The organism is Algoriphagus resistens, from assembly GCF_001442615.1.
Lineage (GTDB): Bacteria > Bacteroidota > Bacteroidia > Cytophagales > Cyclobacteriaceae > Algoriphagus > Algoriphagus resistens.
On record NZ_LMXN01000006.1, the window covers coordinates 258299 to 281484 of the forward strand.

The following is a 23186-nucleotide window of genomic DNA, read 5'->3' on the forward strand; positions in this document are numbered from 1 at the left end:
GCTAATACAGGCAGGCTTGACCAAACCTTAACAGCTAGACCATATTATATATTATATGCATCAACGAAAGATCAAACCCGTAATCGGAATAAGCATAGGCGACATCAATGGTATAGGCGTAGAAGTCACCATGAAAGCCTTGATGGACAATAGAACGTATAAATCATTTACCCCGCTGATCTATGCGCATGGTAAGGCGCTGACTTTCTACAGGAAACAATTGGGGTTGGAAGACTTCAATTTTGCCCAGATCAAAAGTGTAGACGAGATTCAGCATAAGCGCATCAATGTAATCAACGTGGCCGAAGAATGTCCAGAGGTGATTCCAGGAGTGGAAACTCAGGAAGCCGGGAAATTTGCGCTGGAAACCCTGAAAATGGCAGTTAATGATCTCAAAGAAGGAAAAATCCAAGCGCTGGTCACAGCTCCATTAAATAAGAATAACGTGAATTCAGAGATTCTACCCTTTGTGGGACATACGGAGTTTATTACTCAGGCCGTAGGTTCTACAGAAAGTCTGATGCTGATGGTGTCAGAGAAGCTGCGGGTGGGTTTGGTCACAGGCCATGTACCTTTGGCAAAAGTGGCTGAGAATGTCACACAGGAGCGAATTATCCAAAAAGCAAACATTCTTTTAAAAAGTCTCGAAAATGACTTTGGCATTAACAAGCCAAAAATCGCAATCTTGGGATTGAACCCACACGCAGGTGAAGATGGACTGCTGGGAGTGGAAGAAGAGGAAATTATCAAGCCGGCAATTCATGCCTTAAAGGATCAGAATAAAATGGTCTTCGGCCCCTATCCTGCCGACGGCTTTTTTGGCATGGCTCATCAGACCAAATTTGACGGTGTTCTGGCGATGTATCATGACCAAGGTTTGGTACCATTCAAATCCATGGCTTTCAGTACTGGGGTTAACTTTACTGCCGGATTACCCGTAGTAAGAACTTCGCCGGATCATGGCACTGCCTATAACATTGCAGGAAAAAATGTGGCAGACGAAGGCTCTATGAGAGCCGCTATTTTTCTGGCAGCAGACATTATTATACAACATAACCCGCAGGAATCAGAGGATTAAGAAGTAAATGAGAGGTTTATTGAAAGAAATCGGGTCTGTTAGTCAGCAGACAGTACCCAATCGGCACACCGAGGTATGATTATTTCCATTGTGGGATCTTCCCGAAATAAGTTCGGGACAGGCTATCTGGCTAATCAAAAACAAAAATAACCAGGTGAAACCAAAGATTATTTCAACATCTCTTTCTTCCTTTTATAATAATTCACTATTTTTGCGGTCTTAAATCGAGAGGAGGTATCGTGAAATTCTGGAGAACATTTGATATTGAGGTCATTAAGTTCCTCGAAGGCATCCACGAAATTGACTTTGAAATTGGAGATTCATTTTTCCAGCACTTCGAAGACAATGAACTTGTCGAAAAAGGCAATTTGACCGCACGGGTCATCATGAAAGTCGGAGCAAACGTAATTGAAATGGATTTTCATATCGCAGGCAAAGTCACGTTGACCTGCGACAGGAGTCTGGAGTCTTTTGAACATCCTCTGGATTTTCATGAAAAGATGCTTTACAAGTATGGCTCTGAAGAAAAGGAGATCGACGAAAATGTCTATATGATCACTCGGGATACACCGAAAGTGAATGTAGCCCAGTTGATTTACGAATTTATTTTATTGGCTTTGCCACTAAAGAAAATTCATCCCGATTACAGAAACGAAATGGATGATGATGAGTACGAAGGAGAAGGAATCTATGCTTATATAGATGGACAAGATTCTGATGGCTCAGGTAGCGAATCTGATTCCGACGAAGATAAAAATGAACCGGTTGATCCTAGATGGGATCTTTTAAAAAAGTTAAAAAACAAGGAATAATCATAAACCACGCATAAAATGGCACATCCTAAACGAAAAATTTCGAAAACCAGAAGAGATAAAAGAAGAACTCATTACAAGTTGGAGGCACCGGGTTTGGCAAAATGCCCTACTACAGGAGAAATGCACCTTCCACACAGAGCTTTCTGGTTGGATGGTAAGCTGTACTACAAAGGACAGGTTATCATCGAGAAAGAAATTTTGGCATAACAAGTCATCTGAACTTATTAAAAATCCATCCGCTAATTGGGGATGGATTTTTTTTGTTTTCAGCCCCAATCCGGTCAGCTTACTACCAAACCTATTACTTCCCATTAACGGATTTCTTTTGGTAGAGAATGACAATTGTAATATTTTTGCCTTCCTTACAGGATAGAACACATCCATAACATACAGTTTGGGATGATTTTGATTTGATCATCTCAGCTTAACCCCAGCATAATGGACAAACTTAGAGCCATGATCACCGGAATACAAGGTTACGTTCCGGAATACAGGTTAACTAACAAAGAACTTGAGAAGCTTGTAGAAACCAATGACGAGTGGATCGTCTCAAGAACTGGAATAAAAGAAAGAAGAATACTAAAGGGAGAAAACCAAGGTACATCTATAATGGGGGCCGAAGCTGTAAAAGGTCTTTTGGAAAAAACCGGTATTGATCCTCTGGAGGTGGATTTGATTATTTGTGCCACAGTCACTCCCGATATGCCTTTTCCAGCAACCGGAAATATCATTGCAGATATGGTAGGTGCAAAAAACAGCTACAGCTTTGATGTGGGCGCCGCATGTTCAGGTTTTTTATTTGCATTGCAGATGGGAAGCCAATTTATCCAGACAGGAACCCATAAGAAAGTAATTGTGGTCGGTGCTGATAAAATGTCTGCAATAGTCGATTATACCGATAGAGCTACGTGCATCTTATTCGGTGATGGTGCAGGAGCAGTAATGCTTGAGCCGACTACTGAAGATCTGGGTATAGTGGACGCCATTCTTAAATCTGACGGATCCGGGGCACCATACCTACATATGAAAGCCGGCGGAAGCCGCAGACCGGCCACTCATGAAACGGTAGATGCGAATGAGCATTTTGCGTATCAGGAAGGTTCTACTGTATTCAAGTTTGCGGTAACCAATATGGCCGATGTAAGTGCGGAAATTATGGAAAAAAACGGCTTGACCGGTGATGATGTCGCCTGGCTGGTTCCCCATCAGGCGAACCTGCGCATCATCAACGCTACTGCCAACCGCATGGGAATCGGATCGGATAAAGTGATGATGAATATTGAAAAGTATGGCAACACAACAGCAGCCACTATACCTCTTTGCCTTTGGGACTACGAAAGCCAATTGAAAAAGGGAGACAACTTGGTGCTCGCTGCATTTGGGGGCGGATTTACCTGGGGTTCCATTTATCTTAAATGGGGCTACGATCCAAAATAAATTTCAAGAAAATATACATTAATACTATATGGCGAGTACTGCAGATTTTAAAAACGGACTATGTTTGGTCATGAATAATGACATCTACACTATTGTAGAGTTCCAGCATGTAAAACCAGGAAAAGGTCCTGCCTTTGTCCGAACAAAAATGAAAGGAATCACTTCAGGAAAAACGCTGGATAAAACCTTCAGTGCAGGCGAGAGAGTAGAAACTGCCCGCGTAGAAAAAAGGCCACATCAGTTTCTTTATGCTGATGATATGGGTTACAACTTCATGGACACCACTTCATTTGAGCAGATTACTATTGAGGAAAAGCTGATTGAAAGAGCAAATCTTTTGAAAGACGGTCAGTTAGTGGATATTTTGATCCATGACGAAACTGAAACTCCTCTTGCAGTTGAACTTCCTCCATTTGTGGAATTGATGATTACCTACACAGAACCGGGCATCAAAGGTGATACGGCCACAAATGCTTTGAAACCTGCTACCGTAGAAACCGGTGCAACCGTGATGGTACCTTTATTCGTGGAGCAAGACATCCTGATCAAAGTAGACACCCGTGATGGTTCCTACTCCGAAAGAGTAAAATAACTTAGTTAAGCTGTGTGATTTCATTAAATTACACAGCTTAGTTCTTTTATAACCCATTTTAAAAAAACTGCCTTAGGGCACCTCTAACTAATAGACCTATGAAAGCAAAAGAGATTCAGGAGTTGATCGATTACATCTCCAATTCTGGTTTGGCGGAAGTTAAAATCAAGACTGACGAGTTTGAACTTTCTATAAAGAAATATGCAGAATCCTCTGCTCCCAGAATGGTAGAAGTTGCAGCGCCTGCCCCTCAGGCAGTCCCAGCCCCAGCGCCTTCTCCGTCAGTGCCCACAGCGGCTGCACCAGTCGCAGAAACCACCGCTTCTAATCTGGTAGAGATCAAATCACCGATGATTGGTACCTTTTACCTTACCTCAAGTCCAGATGCTGATCCGTTTGTAGCGGTAGGCGATTCTGTAAAAGCCGGTGAGACAGTTTGCATCATTGAAGCCATGAAGCTTTTCAATGAAATCGAATCCGAAATCTCCGGTAAAATCGTCAAAATCCTAGTAAGCAATTCTACACCTGTAGAATATGACCAACCTTTATTCCTGGTGGATCCAGCTGGATAATTTTTTCACTTAAAGTAAAAAGCTGTGTTTAAAAAAATACTAATCGCCAACAGAGGTGAGATTGCCCTTAGGATCATCCGTACCTGTAAGGAAATGGGGATAGAAACTGTGGCGGTATATTCCACTGCGGATAAGGATAGTTTACATGTAAGATTTGCAGATGAAGCCGTCTGTATCGGGCCCGCTCCCAGCCGCGAATCTTACCTGAACATTCCACGGATAATCGCCGCTGCAGAAATCACAAATGCCGATGCTATACACCCGGGCTACGGATTCCTTTCTGAAAATGCGGAATTTTCAAAAATCTGTGAAGAATACGGAATCAAGTTCATCGGTGCCAGCGCTGAGATGATCAATCAAATGGGTGACAAAGCCACCGCCAAAGCAACCATGAAAGCAGCTGGGGTCCCTACTATTCCAGGTTCAGAAGGGATCTTGGAATCCATGGAACAGGGAATCAAGCTGTCCAATGAAATGGGTTATCCGGTCATTCTAAAAGCAACTGCCGGAGGCGGTGGACGTGGAATGAGAATTGTGAAAGAGGAAGCTGGATTCAAAAAGGCATGGGATGATGCCAGAATGGAATCAGGAGCGGCATTTGGAAATGACGGGTTGTATCTAGAAAAATATGTAGAAGAGCCACGTCACATCGAAATTCAAATAATCGGGGATAAAACCGGAAAAGCCTGCCACCTGTCTGAGCGCGATTGTTCTATCCAGAGAAGACACCAGAAACTAGTCGAAGAAACACCTTCACCTTTCATAACAGACGAACTTCGTGAGGCAATGGGTGAAGCCGCCATCAAAGGTGCTGAAGCAATTGGCTACGAAGGCGCAGGTACAGTGGAATTCCTGGTGGATAAGCACCGCAACTTCTTCTTCATGGAAATGAACACCCGTATCCAGGTGGAGCATCCGATCACTGAAGAAGTAACCGATTTTGATCTGATCAAAGAGCAGATCAAAGTGGCGGCTGGCGAGACTATTTCCGGCAGAAACTACTACCCTAAGCTATTTGCGATGGAATGTAGAATCAATGCAGAAGATCCTGCCCATGGTTTCAGACCAAGTCCGGGTAAAATCCAGAACCTCCATATACCCGGTGGACGTGGAGTCAGAATTGATTCCCATGTATATGCCGGATACGTGATTCCTCCAAACTACGATTCTATGATTGCCAAGCTAATTGTCAGTGGCCAATCCAGAGAGGAAGTGATCGTGAGAATGAAGAGAGCCTTAGAGGAATTTGTAATCGACGGGGTGAAAACCACCATTCCTTTCCACATCGCACTTTTAGAAAACGAGCAATTCAAAGAAGGAAACTTCACTACCAAGTTCTTGGAAGATTTTGATTTCTCCGTGATAAAAGGGTAAATCTCGCATTGAGAAATTATAAAAGCCATTCCTTCTGGAATGGCTTTTTTGGTTTAAAGATCATCTGGTCCAATTTCACTGTATACATCTGTCAAAATAGCCCTCACAGCTACTATAATCACTAACCCTACCCGGGAATCCATTCCAAACTAGCTCCAACACTTTTCCGCTTGATCTTTAAAATGAATTTCATTCCGTGGATCTGGAATTTATTGGCTCTTCTGGTTTTGCCGCGCTCCCTTATAAAGCTTTCCTAGTAGAAAGCCAGGCACGAAGCCTTTATATTTTCTATATCCCATCTTATCTGTCAGTTCTGGGAGGTTATAGTGTATTCAGGCCTCAACTTGTTTGGATTTTAAAATGCTTTGCACATGAGAAACATACAAAAGAACCCCAAGGACGGAACCAACTTTTTCATTGCATGGGTAGAATAGTAGGAGTAATTACTAACCATTTATCCTGCCTTATAAAGCTACAAAAAGAATTACGTAAGCATCATTAGTTTGATACAGACAACATCTGTTATTTATAAAGTTTATAAAAGAATATTCTGTTATTATATTTTTTAAGATAAGTTTTACTCCTTTTATAAAGAAAAATAAATAAAATTGTTGCTTTCAGGATAGCTTTTGATCAAATTATCACTAGTTTATAAGTGATTTAAATGACCGTGTAACCCAAAATGATCCATTTACCTCTTAAAAGATTCCTTGCGTACTTTTGCCTGGGCTTGGCAATTTTCAGTTGCAACCCGAAGCAAAGTGGTGAAATCCAGCTTTCGGATATCGAGCAGGTGAGCTATAACTTTCATATCCGCCCTATCCTATCAGACAAATGCTTTGCGTGCCATGGCCCGGATGCCAACAAACGTGAATCCGACTTGCGCCTGGATACTGAAACCGGCGCATATGCTGCTCTGAAAGAAGATTCGAGCAAATTTGTGATCAAGCCAGGAAGCATAGAAGAATCTACCGTTTACCATAGAATAACCTCGGAAGATCCGGGAGAGCTTATGCCTCCTCCCGAATCCAACCTTGCCTTATCTGAATCAGAAATCCAACTGATCAAAAAATGGATTGAGCAAGGTGCTAAATATGAACCCCACTGGGCTTTTGTAAAAGCAGAAAAACCGAAATTACCTGAGCAAACGGATTGGACGATCAATGAAATTGACCGGTTTACACTCAAAAAAATGCAGGAGAAAGGGCTCTCTCCCAACCCGGAAGCCAAGGCACATGAATTGATCAAGCGCGCAAGCTTAGATCTTACCGGATTACCACCTAGTCCTGAGGTTTTGGATAAGTTCGGGGATTTTTCAGGCGCGTTTTCTTACGGGGATTTACTTGACGGCCTATTGGATGATCCCGGTTTTGGGGAGAAAATGGCGATTCTCTGGATGGACATTTCCCGCTACTCTGACAGCTATGGTTACCAGGATGATAATATCCGTACTCAGTGGCCGTACCGCGATTGGGTAATCCATGCTTTCAATGAAAATATGCGGTACGACCAATTTGTGACCTGGCAGCTTGCGGGAGATCTTTTGCCAGATGCCAATAAAGAACAGATTTTGGCAACCGCTTTCAACAGAAATCACAAATACACGGAAGAAGGTGGGGTAATCGATGAAGAGTATAGAATCGAATACGTCCTTGATAAGACAAATACAGTGAGCAAAGGACTTTTGGGAATCACCATGGAATGTGCTCAATGCCATGACCATAAGTATGACCCGTTCTCCCAGAAAGAGTATTATGAAATGTTCGCCTTTTTCAACAATACCCCAGAAAAGGGATATCAGGGAGATGTGTCCCAATCCAAACCGGCCAAAGCCCCCATCCTATGGGTAGATCAAGAGGATCTGTCCGGCATTATGAGTTTTATCAACTATTCAGACACCTCCAAATTGAGTATCTCAGTGATGGGGGAACTGGAGGAGCAGCGGCCGACCTATATCCTGGATCGGGGTGTTTACGATGCTCCCACAGTGGAAGTAGAGCCATCCACGCCTGCTTCTATAATGGAATTTCCGCAGCGACTGGAAAAGAACCGACTAGGCCTTGCAAAATGGATTACAGCGCGGGAAAACCCACTGACGGCAAGAGTATTTGTAAATCTGATGTGGCAAGAGATTTTCGGTCAGGGTATAGTCAAATCCGCGGGTGATTTTGGGATGCAGGGCGATCTTCCTACTCATCCTGAACTGTTGGATTGGCTGGCTGTAGACTTTATGGAGAACGGCTGGGATATCAAGCGGTTGATGAAGCAGATTCTAAGCTCTGCCACCTATAAGCAGTCGGCTGTAATTTCTGACAAACACCTTAAGACCGATCCGGACAACTTGTATTTGGCAAGGGCTCCCCGACTGCGCCTTCCTGCAGAAAACATCCAGGATCTGGTCTTAGCCAGCAGTGGGCTGCTCGTTAGAAAGCTTGGTGGGCCGAGTGTAAAACCCTACATGCCAGAAGGACTCTGGGAGGCGGCTACTTCAGGAAGGGGGGTATTGGCAACCTATATTCAGGATAAAGGTGACAAGCTTTACCGGCGGGGACTATACAATTTCATTAAACTAACAGTCCCTCCTCCCAAGGCTATCATTTTCGATTCCAGCAACCGGGATCGCTGTGAAATAGGGAGAAGCCGTACCAATACCCCACTTCAGGCATTGGTGATGATGAACGATCCCATGATCTTGGAAGCTTCACGTGTTTTGGCCAGCAAAATGTGGGATGAAAACAAGGATGAAGAGAAAGCAATCGCTACTTCCTTTAAGCGTATTGTATGCAGAGCTATGAGCGATGAAGAAAAGTCTATCCTACTCTCCTATTACGAAGATCAATTAGAAAGATTTAGCAAAAATCCGGCTCAGGTTCTCCCTACCTTACGTGTGGGTGAATTTCCACTGGAAGAAAAAAACATCAATCCGGAAACTGCAGCGCTCATGCAAGTAATCGTGAGTATTTATAATCTGGAAGAAACCATTACCAAAAGCTGATATGGAAAAGGAAATTTTAGAAGAAGGACTGAATCACAATCGCAGGAAATTTCTCTCCAGGCTTAGCCTTGGTGTGGGCAGTCTAGCACTGGGATCACTTTTGGTGCCTGATTTATTTTCTGGAAAATCAGAAGCGGAGGAAGCCATGATGAATGCACTTCCACATTTTGCCCCCAAGGCAAAAAGAGTCATTTATCTTTTTCAGAATGGAGCTCCTAGTCAGTTGGAATCATTTGATTATAAACCCCTTCTGAACAAACGAATGGGAGAAGAACTTCCTGAATCTATCCGGGGCACACAGAGACTGACAGGAATGACCGCTGGCCAATCTTCATTTCCTCTGGTAGGTTCCAATTACAAATTTGATCAGTATGGAGAATCAAGAGCCTGGATATCTGAGGTGTTTCCACATACAGCTGGAATCGTAGATGATATCTGTATTGTCAAATCCATGCATACCGATGCCATCAACCATGACCCTGCGCTGACTTTCTTCCAGACAGGGGCCCAGGTAGGAAACCGTCCCAGCATGGGCTCCTGGCTCAGCTATGGATTGGGAAGTGAAAACAGTAATCTTCCGGCATTTTCGGTTTTACTGAGCCGGGGACGTGGAAATGGGCAGGGAGTTTACTCGAAACTATGGAGCAACGGTTTCCTGGATGCCACTCATCAAGGTGTTCAGTTTTCTAATTCAGAAGATCCCGTTCTATATCTAAAAGATCCAGAATCTATGAGCCGCCCGGAAAGACGCAAGATGATAGATCAGATTGCTGCGATGAATGAGTTGAGCATGAAGCAGTTCAACGATCCGGAGATCACCGCCAAAGTAAAACAATATGAAATGGCCTATCGCATGCAAACCGCTGTACCGGAGATGACCGATGTTTCCAAAGAGCCTGAGAGTATCATCAAACTATATGGGCCAGATTGTCTGGTTCCAGGTACCTATGCTGCCAACTGCCTATTGGCAAGAAAACTCTCAGAAAGTGGTGTTCGCTTTGTCCAACTTTACCATCAAGGCTGGGATCAACATGGCAACTTACCAAATGAAATGCGGCTTCAGGCAGAAGATGTGGATCAGGCCTCGGCAGCATTGATTACGGACCTGAAGCAACGAGGCTTGCTGGACGAGACTTTGGTCATCTGGGGAGGAGAATTTGGAAGAACAAATTACTGTCAAGGGAAAATCTTAGTGGACAACTATGGGCGGGATCATCATCCACGTGCATTCTCAATCTGGATGGCAGGTGGCGGAGTAAAGTCGGGAATGGTATACGGTGAGACTGATGAATTTGGATATAACATCACCGAAAACCCTGTACATGTGCACGATTTTCAAGCCACAGTCCTGCACCTGATGGGAATTGACCATGAACGGATGACCTACAAGCACTTGGGCAGGAGATATCGCTTAACAGATGTCTCTGGTAAAGTAGTTAAAGATTTAATTGCTTAACATCCCTATGCTTAAGATTTCCTCGATTAGATCCTTTCTGGAAAGCACACTGTTTTTCTGGGTAGGTCTTACACTCATTATCACACTTGCAGGAGATTCCCTGGTCTTGCCAGATTGGTTGCAAGTAATAGGCAGAAGCCATCCCATACTTTTGCACTTTCCTATCGTATTGCTCTTGATGGGTTTGCTGTTCTTCTGGATTCCAGGGATTGACAAAAAATCTGAGATCAGAGAAATAGGAGAAATCAGTTTTCTGGCAGGTTGCAATTTTGCAGGAATAACCGTCCTGGCAGGGCTGATTCTTGCTCAGGAAGAGTATGCCGGTGAAATTCTGACCTGGCATAAATGGGGAGGTTTAGTGGTTTTCGCAGGCTGTATTCTCCTTTATTTTTTTAGGTCCCTTAACCCAAATTTCATTCGTTTATGCAGTGTGGCACTAGCACTGGCTATTATAGCCACTGGGCATTGGGGAGCTGGCTTGACGCATGGAGAAGATTTCCTCCTGGCTCCTATTCAATCAGATAACATGGAAATAATCCCATTAGCCGAAGCCGAGATTTTTGACGACGTGGTCCAACCTATTTTGCAGGCCAAATGCATCAGCTGTCATAAGGAAGGGAAAATAAAGGGGGAACTGAGAATGGATTACCTCGAAGGCTTGCAGAAAGGAGGGAAATCGGGGCCCTTTGTCGTTGCCGGGGATTTCGAGAAGTCACTCCTCACCCAGCGAATCAATCTTCCTGAGGATGACAAGAAACATATGCCTCCAAAAAACAAGGCCCAATTGACGGACGAGGAACTTTTGATCCTAAATGAATGGGTTGCCTCGGGAGCGAGTTTTGATCAAAAACTGGTAACTCTTCCTGCAAAAAATGAATTATACCAATTGGCATCGGTGAAGTTTGAAGGGAACAAAATCTATTCCTTTAAGTCGGCCGACGCAGAGGCTATTGCAAAATTAAACACGTCATTTCGATCTGTTCAGGCACTTTTCCCGGAGTCTCCCGCTTTGGATGTCTCTTACTTTGGTATCTCAGCCTTCCAGCCAAATTCACTAGCTGACCTGCAAACTATAAAAAATCAAATTGTCCGTTTTAGTATGGATAAAATGCCATTGGCAGGTATTGACCTTAGTTTCTTACGGGATTTTGCTCATCTGGAAGAACTCCATTTGAATTTTGCTGATTTGGATTCAGATCAGTTAAAAGTCATTTCTGGATTGGACAAACTTGAAATTCTTTCCCTATCGGGAAACCCTCTCAATGAAGCCTCCTTAGAAAATCTCGCTAAAATGAATTCATTGAAAAAACTTTATTTATGGCAAACGGGATTAAGCCAACAAGATCAGATGCGTATTATCAACGCGCTTCCTACCACTGAAATAGAATTTGGTTTTGACGGGAAAGGAATAATCTACGAACTGAACAGTCCGGTCATCACCCAGAAAACTTCCATTTACCAAGATAGCCTGGAGCTTAAAGTTACCCACCCAATAAAGACCGCTGAAATCCGCTATACCTTAGACGGTACAGAGCCGGACAGCATCTCAAGCCCTGTTTTTACAGCGCCGATTTTCGTGAAGAATACTGGCAAATTAATTGCAAAAGCATATGCTAAAGACTGGATAGGTTCAAAAACAACCGAAGCAATTTTTATACATTCGGGGATTAGTCCATCTGGATTCTCTCTTCTCTCTGAGCCTAATTCGAAATACAGGGCTTCTGGAGCAGCGACACTTTTTGATCTGCAAAAAGCTGAAGCTTCCAATCATGGTCAAAAATGGCTCGGGTTTCAGGATGCCCCAATGGAACTGGAGGTAAGCTTTGATGGAGAATCCAATCCAAAGGAAATATCTCTCAGTCTCCTTTATAATGAAGCCGCACATATTTTCCCTCCTGCTAAAGTTGTTATCCAGGGGTTGGAGAATGGAAAATGGAAAGTACTTGCAAGCCAAACACCTACAGTAACTGCAAAGCCATTGCCTGCCAGGTCTGAATTGCTAAACCTTGAGCTGGAAAGCACTGGCTATGAGAAGCTGAAAGTTACACTTACACCCTTGCCACATTTACCAAAATGGCATCCCAATGCAGGAAGTAAAGGTTGGGCCTTCGTGGATGAAGTGATCTTTAATGAGTAAAACGAACACTCAGCTCCCCTCCTTGCTGAGTATCTCCTTATACTTCTCAATGTGCTGTTTTACATGCTCATCAAGTTGCGGTTCATGGATATCTTTGATCTGATGCATTTTTTCTAAAATTGCTTTGGCCACCAAAACACGGGCTGCTTCCTTGTTGTCTGAAGGAATAATGTACCAAGGTGCGTGCGGTTTGGAAGTTTTGTTGATAGCTTCTTCATAGTACTTCTGGTAATCATCCCACAGCTCACGTTCTTTAAGGTCACCGGGAGAAAACTTCCAGTTATGCTTCGCTTTATTCAATCGTCTCAACAAGCGCTGACGTTGCTCTTCTTTACCCAGGTGGAGAAAAAACTTCAAAATCACCGTACCGTTTTCACTGATTTGCTTCTCAAAGTTATTGATCTGCTCAAAACGTTTTTCCCAAAATTCTTCTGTGATATCCTCTTCTGAATTTATTCCAGGGATATTTTCACCCAAAATATAGGAGGGATGTACCCGTGTGACAAGAACATTTTCATAGTGTGTGCGATTGAATACCCCATATTTTCCACGCTGGGGAAGTGCAATGATATGCCTCCAGAGGAAATCGTGCTGAAGCTCAAGTGTAGAAGGCGTTTTGAAGCTATGCACCACTACCCCACGTGGGTTAAATTCTTTGAAAACCTCCCTGATCAAACTATCCTTTCCTGCCGTATCCATTCCCTGAAGACAGATTAGCACTGAATATTTATTGTGCGCATACATAATATCCTGATGTTCACTCAGTTTCTCCCTCAACTTATTCAATTCTTTCTCTTTCTTTTTTTCTGAAGCTTCCAGGTCTATCGCTGTAGGAATAGCTTTGAGAGAAATAGAATTGGTCACTTTGAAATCATCTATAGAAATATTTTTCACGCGGTTTGGGATTTTTTGTGTGGATAAAAAGTATGTTTTTAAGTATCTAACAAGATAATATTTTATCTTAACCCAATAGAAAAACCCAATCTTTTATTACTCTTTCCCCAACTTTAAAAATGACTCAAAATTCTATTTCTCCAGGTATAAGCAATAGATACCTGGCCCTTGACGTATTGCGTGGCTTGACAGTTGCATTTATGGTTGTAGTCAATACCGCCGGAGATTGGAGTAACTTGTTTGCTCCTTTAGCACATGCTAAATGGCATGGCTTCACTCCTACAGATCTTGTTTTTCCCACGTTCCTTTTTGTAGTCGGTAATGCCATGAGTTTCTCTATGAAAAAACTTCAGCAAATGAATGCAGGAGAGTTTTTCAAAAAAGTAGGAAAAAGAACAGTTTTGATCTTTCTGATCGGCTGGCTCCTAAGTGCATTTCCATTCTATGATGTGGCAAGCATTACCGAAGTAAGACTCTTCGGGGTATTACAGCGAATCGCACTTTGCTACTTTTTCGCCTCTATTGTTCTTTATTATGGCGGGATAAAATTAGGGTGGATAGTTAGCGCTCTGTTACTCTTAGGCTATTGGGCCATCATGTATTTCTTTGGAGATGCCGGGGACCCCTACGGCCTCACTGGAAATGCTGCTATCAAACTTGATCTTGCGCTCATTGGACCGGAAAGAATGTACGGAGGCGAAGGGATTCCATTTGACCCTGAAGGGATTTTAAGCACCTTACCAGCCATCGTCAATGTAATAGCTGGTTATCTGGCAGGAAAAATGATCCAGAAAGTAGGCAATAATATGAGTGCAGTGAAAAAATTAGTGGCAGTTGGGTTGGTATTGATCATTGTGAGTTATGCCTGGGATACCTTATTCCCCATAAACAAAAAAATATGGACGAGTTCGTATGTTTTGCTTACTACCGGTATTGATCTGTTGTTACTCGCCCTACTTGTAGGAGTAATTGAAATCAAAAACTGGAAAGGATGGACGTATTTCTTCGAAGTTTTCGGAAGAAACCCGCTCATTCTTTATGTGTTAGCTGGTTTGCTGGTAACTGTATTATCACTTATACCAGTGGGCGAGACTACGCTCAAAGGCTTTATTTATACCAATTTCTTTACCAGCTGGCTGGCACCCAAAACAGCCTCATTCTTATTTGCATTTAGCTATATGCTCGTCATCTGGCTGATTGGTCTCTGGATGGATAAAAGAAAAATATACATCAAAGTGTAAATACAATGATTTGTTAACCAGATATATAGCCATAAAAATGTAACTTAAGGCTGATTTTTAACCTTAAGTTACATTTTTATGAAACTAAGAATCGGAGTTTACAATGTAGAGTGGATGCGTGATCTTTTTGATACAGAAGGAAATCCCAAAACCACTGGTAAAGAACTCACTAGAAGCCAGCAGCTCGCCGAGGTGATAAAGGAGATGAATCCGGACTTTCTAGGAATTGTAGAAGGTCCAAACACCTTGGCGGACGGATCAAAAACTGCCTCTGGGCAGATGGAAATCTGGACTCAAACCTTCATTCCAGGTTCGAACTACAAAGGAGTACATGGGTTTCCGTCTGCCGGCCAGCAGGAATTATGCGCCATTTACAATCCAGATAAAATCAATGTACTCTTTACCCCGGAAACCAAAACCGGGAAGCGGTTTGACGAACCCTTCCTTCAAGACACGACAAACCGCCTGATTAAAGAGCAATACCGACACTATAGGCCACCCCTTGAATTGAGTATTTTGGGACTTGATGATTCATTTATCACCAGGGTAATTATTGCCCATACGAAGTCAAAGGGTATTTTCGACATGGTGGACTATGCTAGATTTGAGCAAATATCTGCCCGTGACCGATTAAAGTTATTTGCAGAATGCATGTCAATCCGCGAGCGTTGCGATGAATACCTGGAAAAGGGTCAGCAAGTCATGGTGATGGGAGATATCAACGATGGGTTTGAGCTGGATTTCTACGAAAATAAATTCTCGAAAAGCGCTGTGGAAATCCTGTTGGGTGACCTCTGGAAACCTGAGTTTGTGTTGAAATCGGTTTTGCCCAAACCAAAACTAAACAGCTACGGCTACACGCCCAATTCCAGCAAATACAAAGATAGAATCACAGGCGATCAAATTAATGTCCTGATAGATCATATACTTGCAAGCCAAGGAGTAAACGTGGTGCAAGGAGCTGTTTGGAATCCCTATTTAGAAAAGGATGATACCAAAATCCAAGCTGTAGCCGACTCACTTAAAAAAGGGTCGGACCATTTTCCTATTCTTTGCGAAATAGCTATAACTAACCCCTGATAAACCATGGATCAAACCGAACAAACAATGATTGACAATCTTGGCGAAGATACAGGTAAAAGCCTGGACCTATGGATTGGGATCGTTCAGAAAGAAAATTTCAAAAAGCATGGCGAAATCGTCAAATTTCTGAAAAATGAACATTCTTTTACGCATGGTTATGCCAATCTGATCGTTCATAAAGCGTTAAAATCTGATGCAGGATCCAGTTCAAATCCAGATGAACTGATTGAAAAGCAATATAAGGGCAAGGAGCATTTTTTGCAGATTTACGAAACGCTACGTTCCAAGATCAAGGCATTTGGCGAGGACGTGGAATTTGCACCCAAGAATTCGTACGTAAGTGTGAGACGCAAAAAACAATTTGCGATGTTAATTCCCGCTACCAAATCCAGATTCGAAATCGGAATTAACCTAAAGGGCCATCCTGCTGAAGGTGTATTGGAAATCGACACAAAAACCAATGGCATGTGCAGTCATAAGATTAACCTGAAAGATGAAAATGACATTTCTCCGGAAGTGATCAATTATATCAAGGACGCATATGAAGCCGCAGGATAGCTAATACCACTCACAAAATAGGATCACTTTTGGTCAATTAGTGAAGTGTTTCTAAGGCATTTTAGGGATATCTTGATTTTCAAAGTTACACTTCCTGTTCTATGCTTAAAATCCAGATTTTCAGATCTTTCCTTCGAACGTATGTCTGCCTTCTCCTTTTATCTCTCAGCGGTCAAAATTCCTTTTCGCAAATAACCGAAGACACCTACCACAAAGCAGAATATTTTCTCAGTGACAGGATCCAGCAAGAGGTCTATCATTTGGATGTAAGCCCGAATTGGCTGGATGATAAAAAGGTTTTTTGGCATCAGAGCTACACCAAAGACGGTAAGCGGTTTTTCCTAACTGATATAGAAAAAGGACAGACCAAAGAAGCTTTTGATCATGAAAAACTCGCCGGGCTATTAGGTGAAAAAAGCGGAAAAACGATTGATTTCAAAAATCTTCCCTTCAATCGCATCCAACTCAAAGAAGACGGATCACTGGCCTTTGAATGGTTGAACAACTACTGGTCCTATAAAGACGGAAATCTGGAGTCAACCAGAGCCTCATCAGATACCAGGGACAGATCTGTGTCTATTTCCCCTAATGGCAATTGGAAAGCCTATGTAAAGAATTTTAATCTTTTCGTAGAAAATCTGGAAACAGGCGAAGAAATCCAGCTGAGCTACGATGGAAAAAAAGATTATGAATATGCTTCATTCTGGGGCTGGTCAGATATGGTTCTTGGTGAAAATGGCGAGCGGCCAGAGCACTTAAGCATCAATTGGTCACCGGATTCCAAGAAAATCCAAACCCAGATTGTGGACTTACGCCTGGCAGAAAAAATGCTGCTTTTGGACAATAGTCAAGATGATAAATTCCGTCCCCAACTAATGGGCTATTACAGGGCATCTCCCGGAGATACCACTGTGGTGATGTACACGCCTGTTTTATTTGATGTGGAAAGTCAGCAGGAGACGAAGTTTTCAGGACTCTCGCTACCGCACTTCATCGGGATGAACTTAAGCTGGGATAGTGAAAGTGAAAACCTCTATGGGATCTATTTACAAAGAGGATTCAAAAGTTTTGATCTTATCGAGCTCAATGCCGACTCCAAAGAAATCCGTAAAGTCTATACCGAATCATCCCCGACACATGTCAATAACCACACAATTTTCAGAAGGCTTGATAATGGGCAGTTCATCCTCGGCACGGAGAAATCCGGATGGAATCAGCTCTGCTTGATGGACTGGAAAACCGGGAAACTTGTGAATCGAATCACATCGGGGGAATACGTAGTCAAAAACCTGCTTTCCGTTGATGAAAAAAACAGCATTATCTATTTCGAAGCTTCTGGCAAGGAAGAAAATACAAACCCTTACTATCCATTTGTTTACAAAGTAAATTTTGATGGCACAGGACTGGAATTACTGACGCCAGAAAATGCTTTTCATTCAATCAGTTACAGCAGCGGAAGTGATTATTTCGTCGATAATTACTCTACCGTGAACCAGCCCACAGTCTCTGTGGTAAGGGAATTAAAAACAGGAAAAATCGTACATGAGATTTCCAAAGCTGACATTTCCAACCTACTCAAAAAAGGCTATCAAAGCCCCAAGCCATTCACAGCAACAGCAAAAGATGGGAAAACTACCATCTATGGAATCTATTACCTCCCAACAGACTTCAACCCAAAAAAGAAGTATCCGATCATAGATTATACCTATTCTGGCCCGCACATAGCTATTACACCAAAAACATTCCGGGCTGGACTAGTGGGCCTGCAGCAGCCGATGGCTGAATTGGGATTTGTAGTAGTGACAGTTGATGGATTAGGGACTTCAGACAGAGGAAAGGAGTTCAATGACGTTTCATACAAAAATCTCGGAGACGGTACTACCGACCATGTGCTGGCCATCAAGGAACTTGCTGCTAAAAACAAATTTATGGATGTAGAAAAAGTCGGGATATTCGGTCACTCAGCCGGTGGATATGATGCAGGCCGGGCGATGCTGCTACATCCGGATTTTTACAAAGTAGGTGTAGCCTCTGCCGGTGACCATGATCACAGAATGGAAAAAGCGTGGTGGCCGGAGATGTACATGGGGTATCCAGTCGGGGATTTCTACCATGAGCAGTCCAATGTCACAAATGCTGCAAATCTTAAAGGACATTTGCTATTGGCACACGGAGGAATAGATGAAAATGTGAACCCCTCTGCTACGTTCAAGTTCGCCGAAGCCTTGATCAGGGCAGGCAAAGACTTTGATTTATTCATCTGGCCAAGCCGGAACCACAACTTTGGCAGAACTGATGGAGACTACTTCACCAAAAAGCGCTGGGACTACTTTATTGAGCATCTTATGGGAGAAAAGCCATTGAGGCACTATCAGATTCAGAAGTGAAGAAATTCTATAAATATAATTCCAACAGGAGACTAGTTAACATGTTTTCCTTGTTGTTTCCTGGCTAAAGGTTCGGAAGGCAGGAAAATCCAAGTCTCCCGGGTTATGGGAAATCTGCTTCAGAGCAAAAATATCCTAGGCAATTTTTTGTTTCTTACCGATAGAAAAGGGAAAATATAATTTAGAAAATTACCATTTATAGTGAGGCCAGATAATTGATTGGATCAAGAGGTTACAACCATAAAAAATGCGCAGATCCAGAGATCTGCGCATTTTTACTTTTCAAATTAAAGACGAATGCAATTTAGACAAAAGCCGGATATACGCCACTTCCTACATCGTTCTTCCGACTTCCGTCCCCTTTTACTTCACCACTTTCAAAATTCCCTGCATGGTATAGAAATGCCCAGGAACTGTACATACATAAGTATATTCTCCAGGTTCGGTTGGAGCTATGAAGTAAATTGTATTTGATTCACTCGGCTGTAGCAATTTGGTGTGGAACAGCACTTTATTAGTAGTTGGAATGTAATCCTTCTGCTGGCCTTCCAGGCCCAGCTTCATGGCAGCCTCTCCTACTTCTATGGCTGTTCCCGGCATCACTATGACCAAGTTGTGCAGCATGTCATCCACATTCTGAAAAACCAGCTTCACCTTACTTCCTGCCTTCACCTGCACCTGCGCAGGATCAAATTTCAATCCCGGTTTAGTTCCCATATTGATGGTAATATCTGCTTTTCCCTCCCAGCTAGCCGGCATAGCAGTGACATGCTTTCCCATTTTTGGAGCAACAGGTTTAGCTGCATCTGACTGCTTTTTGGCTGCAGCCGCTTGAGCTTTGGTCTCTGCATCCGCCTGGGCATGGGCGGCACTGTCGGCGGCAGCTTTCATCATCTTTTCATGCTCGTGGCGGGCCTTGAACGGGGCTACATCAACTAATTCTCCGGCACCAAAATTATTGAGCGTATAGTACCCCACGTTATGGAGTAGTGGTTTTCCTTCTGTAGACTTTACACCCTCTGCTTTGATCTCGTGGATGTAACCTAACCGCAAATTCTCCACAACTAAACGGGCTTTCATTCCGTCTTCGGATACTACTACCCCAATGATCGTACAGGTTTCATTATTTATCACCGGGCTTCCATATGCTGCCTGATATTTATAGGTAAAGCCAGTCACCTGATAGTTTGAAGGATCTTCCGCCAACTCTTTATCTACAGGCTCGGTAAACTCGATCTCAAAACCGTCTGGTTTTGACTTGATCGTTTTCATCTCGAAAGGCATCCTTCCTGTCCACACCAAGCGCTGTAAACTAAATAATTCCTTTCCAGTAGATGACCAACCACGGCTCGTCATCCCTACAAACATGGATGCGTCATTTCCCCAAACCATTCGTAGAATCCCCGAAGAAAACCCTTCTCTAAAAGGAAAAACAACCCCCTGATATACACCATCGATTTTTTCAAAATCTACCCGCGCAATATTACTTTGGCCTTGATCGCCTACAAAAACCTGATTGGCAAATGGACCAAATCCACCTTTTGTATTATCATTCAAAAACCCTGAGGTAGAAATCCCTAAAATCCCATGCGGTAACCAAATAGCCGGGGCTTTCAGCCCGGGAACCCGTTTAGCCACATCATAAAAAGGCTCACCGGTATTAGGAATATCTTCTTTTCGCAAGGTCACAGGTGACCCAGGTAAATCTGACCAAGCCAAGCTCTCTGCATTACCCAGGAAATCACCTTTCTCTACGTGGGAGATTCTTCCTGAGCCAACCCAGTCGCCCTGATTCTCCGTATAAAAGAAGTCCCCTTCAGCATTCATCCCATAACCGGCCGGGGAACGCATACCGGCTGCAAAAGGGATCATTTCACCTTCCGGAGTAATTTCTAATGCCCATCCTCTCCACGGCACCAAACTCACACCATGCCCCAGGCTATTGCTCCAGCCCACGTTAAGTGTTACAAGCATATTTCCATTTGGAAGGAAAGTAGGTCCGTAAGAATATTCATGATAATTTCCTGAAAGAGGCCAGGAGTAGATTTTCTCATAGACATCCGCTTGCCCATCACCATCGGTATCCCGTAATCGGGTCAGTTCACTTCTTTGCGTCACGTAGATATCGCCATCTTTGTAGGCTAAGCCCAGAGGCTCGTGTAATCCAGTTGCAAATTTCTTATAAACCGGCTTTTCACTGCCTGAAATACCCGGACTGGAAACTATCCAAACTTCCCCTCTTCGGGTGCAAATAGCCAAACTACCGTCGGGTAAAGTTGCCATTCCTCCCACTTCCAATATCACATCTTCGGGAACCGGTAAAGAGATCAACTTGTAAAAATCATCTTCGGTCTCCGGCACCATCATCTGTGCTTTATTCTGAGCTTTTAGTTCAACTTGGCCGATAAATAGGCAAGCCATGGCAAAAGCAAATCCTTTTATACTAGTGAGTTTCTTAAGATTTTTCATGCTATTTCCTATTTACTACCAAACGATTGAATAAGTAACTACACCCACCTTGTCTTTTAACTTAACAGGCAAAACGAGTTCCTTCGATCCATCTGCTGCGTTTCTTACACTAGGCGATTCCTTCCCTTCAAATTCAATGTAATAGGACTTGTCATCAATGGCATATAGTCCATTCGGCAATCGTTCGATAGCGGATCCCTGAGCCACAAGGCAAAAGATCTGCTGAGCCTCATTATCGGTAACCATACTTAATGTATGGACTAATTTCTTCCCAGAATCTTTGGTATCAAAAGTCTCCTGAATGCTGACATCTGCCATCTTATAAGAAATAATTGGAGCACCGTCCTTTTTCAGGGAATACCCTTCGTAAGTAAAGTTTTCGATTTCCTCAGGCCAGGCCGAATCCTTTGATGCCAAAACAGCCAAGCTAGGCTTACCTCCAAATTCTATCACATTTCCCAGCGGCAACATCAGTTGGGTTTCTCCACGGCCATACCACATAGGAGTGGTTTCCACAAAATCTCCTCTCCACACACTCAAGAATTCTCCCCTACTCAAATCAATTGCATAGTTTACTCCTTCCGGTTCCCCAACAGCCACCGTATGGGTGCGCTTTTCTCCCTGATGCATAATAAATCCCCTTTGCATCTCAGCCTTTTCATTGACCTTCACAGCTATCTGACCGACTGGATCATTGGCCCGCAATGGAACATTAAGTGGTGTTTTGGCAATCCCCATTCCTTCTACAGTCAGCGTAATATCATTGCTTGGAGCATACCAATGGCCAAAAGTCTTAAAGTAATTCAATTTGAGCTGATGTACTCCTGCTGTCAATTGGGTAGAACCATTGGCTTTGCCAGTAACACCATCTACATATACGACTTCCTTTTCATCGATAAACAGTTTACCAGCTCCGTTGATCACTCCCGGTGGAGTATCGTCAGGAACCCAGGCTAGATTTAGGTTAAAAAAGTATTCTCCTGCAGCAGGAACGGTCAACGTTCCTTCTATTGTACCTGAAAACTCATTCCGGGTAGCTGGAGCCAAATGGGCCAAAACATCAATGTCCATTTTTCCTTTAGGACTAACTTTCGCAAAGTCATTGATGGTTTTAATGCTGTCGTAATAAGAAAGACTCATATCAGCGAGTGTCACTTCTTCCGGTCCATAGATTTTGTAACTGATATTACGTAGAGCTACACCACCATGGTCACCTTGGATCACCAATGGCCCTAAAGCCTGTTCATCTTCAAAAAAAGCTGCCTGTGTGGGGCCAGTCACTTCAATGTTCTTTTGGACAAGCACATCATTTTGGTGAACAGAAATAAATTTGGCATTCGAGACTTTTTTGCCTTCGGAATCGAATCGAGGTGCTCGGAACACAATTTTTAAGGATTGCCAGAGACCAGGAGCCCTACTTACATTCACCAAAGGAGGATGCCCTTCGTACCCTTCACGTCCCTTTCCTCTACTGCCGTCCCATCGTTGATAAATGCCACCTGCATCTGAAAATTTTGGATCTTGCTCAGCCCAGGAGTCAAATAACTGAACTTCATACCTTCCCTGCAGATAAATTCCTGAATTGCTTCCTTTCGGCATCATGAAATCCAATGCCAATTCAATATCTCCGTGCTCAAAAGATGTTTTGATGGGTTGGTTGCCCTCTTTCATCAGGGTATTCAGTAAAACACCAGTACCGTTTATGACTTTAGATTTTTCTCCATTAAGGTCATAGAAGACATCTTTCACGATGGTCCAATTATCCCCGGTAGCCTGGAATTCTGTAAGGTTTTGGAGAGGCAGCACTTCAAAGGGAATGGGACTCTCCTGTGCCACAGATGCTATCACCCTGAAAAACAGGCAACAACATATTAGAAATAGGTTATTATTCATTATAGGTTATATAGGTTATTACTCCCAAAGGTAGTTTACTATGTATTTTAAAAAAATAGGATTATTCAAAGCAAAAATTTAACTGATTGGATATATCCAATAAAAAAGCAGGAGAAAATCTCCTGCCCTTTATTTGAAAACTAAACCAACTATTATTTAACTACCACAATGAATTCAAAAATAATACTTTTATAATCAAATCAAA

General features: G+C 42.9%; 17 protein-coding genes. 14 read left to right on the plus strand and 3 right to left on the minus strand.

The features are described from left to right. The first annotated feature begins 55 nt into the window (after positions 1-55). From pdxA to AS141_RS13280, 10 genes are all read left to right on the plus strand, one after another. Positions 56-1078 carry a 4-hydroxythreonine-4-phosphate dehydrogenase PdxA gene (pdxA, locus tag AS141_RS13235; RefSeq protein WP_057938134.1) on the plus strand — a complete coding sequence of 341 codons (1023 nt, stop codon included), beginning with the start codon at positions 56-58 and terminating at the stop codon, positions 1076-1078. Between the two features lie 239 nt (positions 1079-1317). Beyond that, a complete protein-coding gene (locus tag AS141_RS13240) occupies positions 1318-1890 on the plus strand; it encodes a YceD family protein (protein WP_057938135.1) in 573 nt (190 codons plus the stop codon). An 18-nt stretch (positions 1891-1908) separates the two neighbouring features. Next, positions 1909-2100: a 50S ribosomal protein L32 gene (gene rpmF, locus AS141_RS13245; RefSeq protein ID WP_057938136.1), complete on the plus strand. Its 192-nt coding sequence runs from the start codon at positions 1909-1911 to the stop codon at positions 2098-2100. Positions 2101-2331: 231 nt separating this feature from the next. After that, entirely contained in the window at positions 2332-3330 is a 999-nt protein-coding gene (locus AS141_RS13250) for a beta-ketoacyl-ACP synthase III (protein WP_057938137.1), read from the plus strand. A gap of 28 nt (positions 3331-3358) precedes the next feature. Then, positions 3359-3922 (plus strand): elongation factor P, encoded by a 564-nt coding sequence (efp, locus tag AS141_RS13255; protein ID WP_057938138.1) that lies wholly within the window; start codon positions 3359-3361, stop codon positions 3920-3922. Positions 3923-4020: 98 nt separating this feature from the next. Continuing rightward, positions 4021-4494 carry an acetyl-CoA carboxylase biotin carboxyl carrier protein gene (gene accB, locus AS141_RS13260; protein WP_057938139.1) on the plus strand — a complete coding sequence of 158 codons (474 nt, stop codon included), beginning with the start codon at positions 4021-4023 and terminating at the stop codon, positions 4492-4494. 24 nt (positions 4495-4518) lie between these two features. Continuing rightward, a complete protein-coding gene (gene accC / locus AS141_RS13265; RefSeq protein WP_057938140.1) occupies positions 4519-5868 on the plus strand; it encodes an acetyl-CoA carboxylase biotin carboxylase subunit in 1350 nt (449 codons plus the stop codon). A gap of 682 nt (positions 5869-6550) precedes the next feature. Beyond that, positions 6551-8863 carry a PSD1 and planctomycete cytochrome C domain-containing protein gene (locus tag AS141_RS13270; RefSeq protein ID WP_057938141.1) on the plus strand — a complete coding sequence of 771 codons (2313 nt, stop codon included), beginning with the start codon at positions 6551-6553 and terminating at the stop codon, positions 8861-8863. 1 nt (position 8864) lies between these two features. After that, on the plus strand, positions 8865-10319 hold the full coding sequence (locus tag AS141_RS13275; protein WP_057938142.1) for a DUF1501 domain-containing protein: 1455 nt from the start codon (positions 8865-8867) through the stop codon (positions 10317-10319). A gap of 7 nt (positions 10320-10326) precedes the next feature. Further along, positions 10327-12456, plus strand: a complete 2130-nt coding sequence (locus AS141_RS13280; protein ID WP_057938143.1) for a c-type cytochrome domain-containing protein — start codon at positions 10327-10329, stop codon at positions 12454-12456. Between the two features lie 9 nt (positions 12457-12465). On the opposite strand, the gene AS141_RS13285 is transcribed toward AS141_RS13280, so the two are convergent. Next, positions 12466-13350, minus strand: coding sequence for a PPK2 family polyphosphate kinase (locus tag AS141_RS13285; protein WP_057938144.1), 885 nt, complete (start codon positions 13348-13350; stop codon positions 12466-12468). A 119-nt stretch (positions 13351-13469) separates the two neighbouring features. On the opposite strand from AS141_RS13285, the gene AS141_RS13290 reads away from it, so the two are divergent. The 4 genes from AS141_RS13290 (at position 13470) to AS141_RS13305 (ending at position 18619) form a co-directional block, all read left to right on the plus strand. After that, positions 13470-14591 (plus strand): acyltransferase family protein, encoded by a 1122-nt coding sequence (locus tag AS141_RS13290; protein ID WP_057938145.1) that lies wholly within the window; start codon positions 13470-13472, stop codon positions 14589-14591. A gap of 78 nt (positions 14592-14669) precedes the next feature. Beyond that, a complete protein-coding gene (locus AS141_RS13295; RefSeq protein WP_057938146.1) occupies positions 14670-15671 on the plus strand; it encodes an endonuclease/exonuclease/phosphatase family protein in 1002 nt (333 codons plus the stop codon). Between the two features lie 6 nt (positions 15672-15677). Beyond that, positions 15678-16232: a DUF5655 domain-containing protein gene (locus AS141_RS13300; RefSeq protein WP_057938147.1), complete on the plus strand. Its 555-nt coding sequence runs from the start codon at positions 15678-15680 to the stop codon at positions 16230-16232. Between the two features lie 101 nt (positions 16233-16333). Then, the gene (locus AS141_RS13305) at positions 16334-18619 is read left to right on the plus strand and encodes a S9 family peptidase (RefSeq protein WP_057938148.1); all 2286 of its coding nucleotides are present in this window, start codon (positions 16334-16336) and stop codon (positions 18617-18619) included. Positions 18620-18982: 363 nt separating this feature from the next. Here AS141_RS13305 and AS141_RS13310 read toward each other — a convergent pair whose 3' ends face one another. Together AS141_RS13310 and AS141_RS13315 are read right to left on the minus strand one after the other, a co-directional pair. Beyond that, positions 18983-21088 carry a plastocyanin/azurin family copper-binding protein gene (locus AS141_RS13310; protein ID WP_082632291.1) on the minus strand — a complete coding sequence of 702 codons (2106 nt, stop codon included), beginning with the start codon at positions 21086-21088 and terminating at the stop codon, positions 18983-18985. A 15-nt stretch (positions 21089-21103) separates the two neighbouring features. Further along, complete coding sequence (locus tag AS141_RS13315; RefSeq protein ID WP_082632292.1) at positions 21104-22981, minus strand: 3-keto-disaccharide hydrolase; 1878 nt, start codon at positions 22979-22981, stop codon at positions 21104-21106. Positions 22982-23186 lie beyond the last annotated feature (205 nt).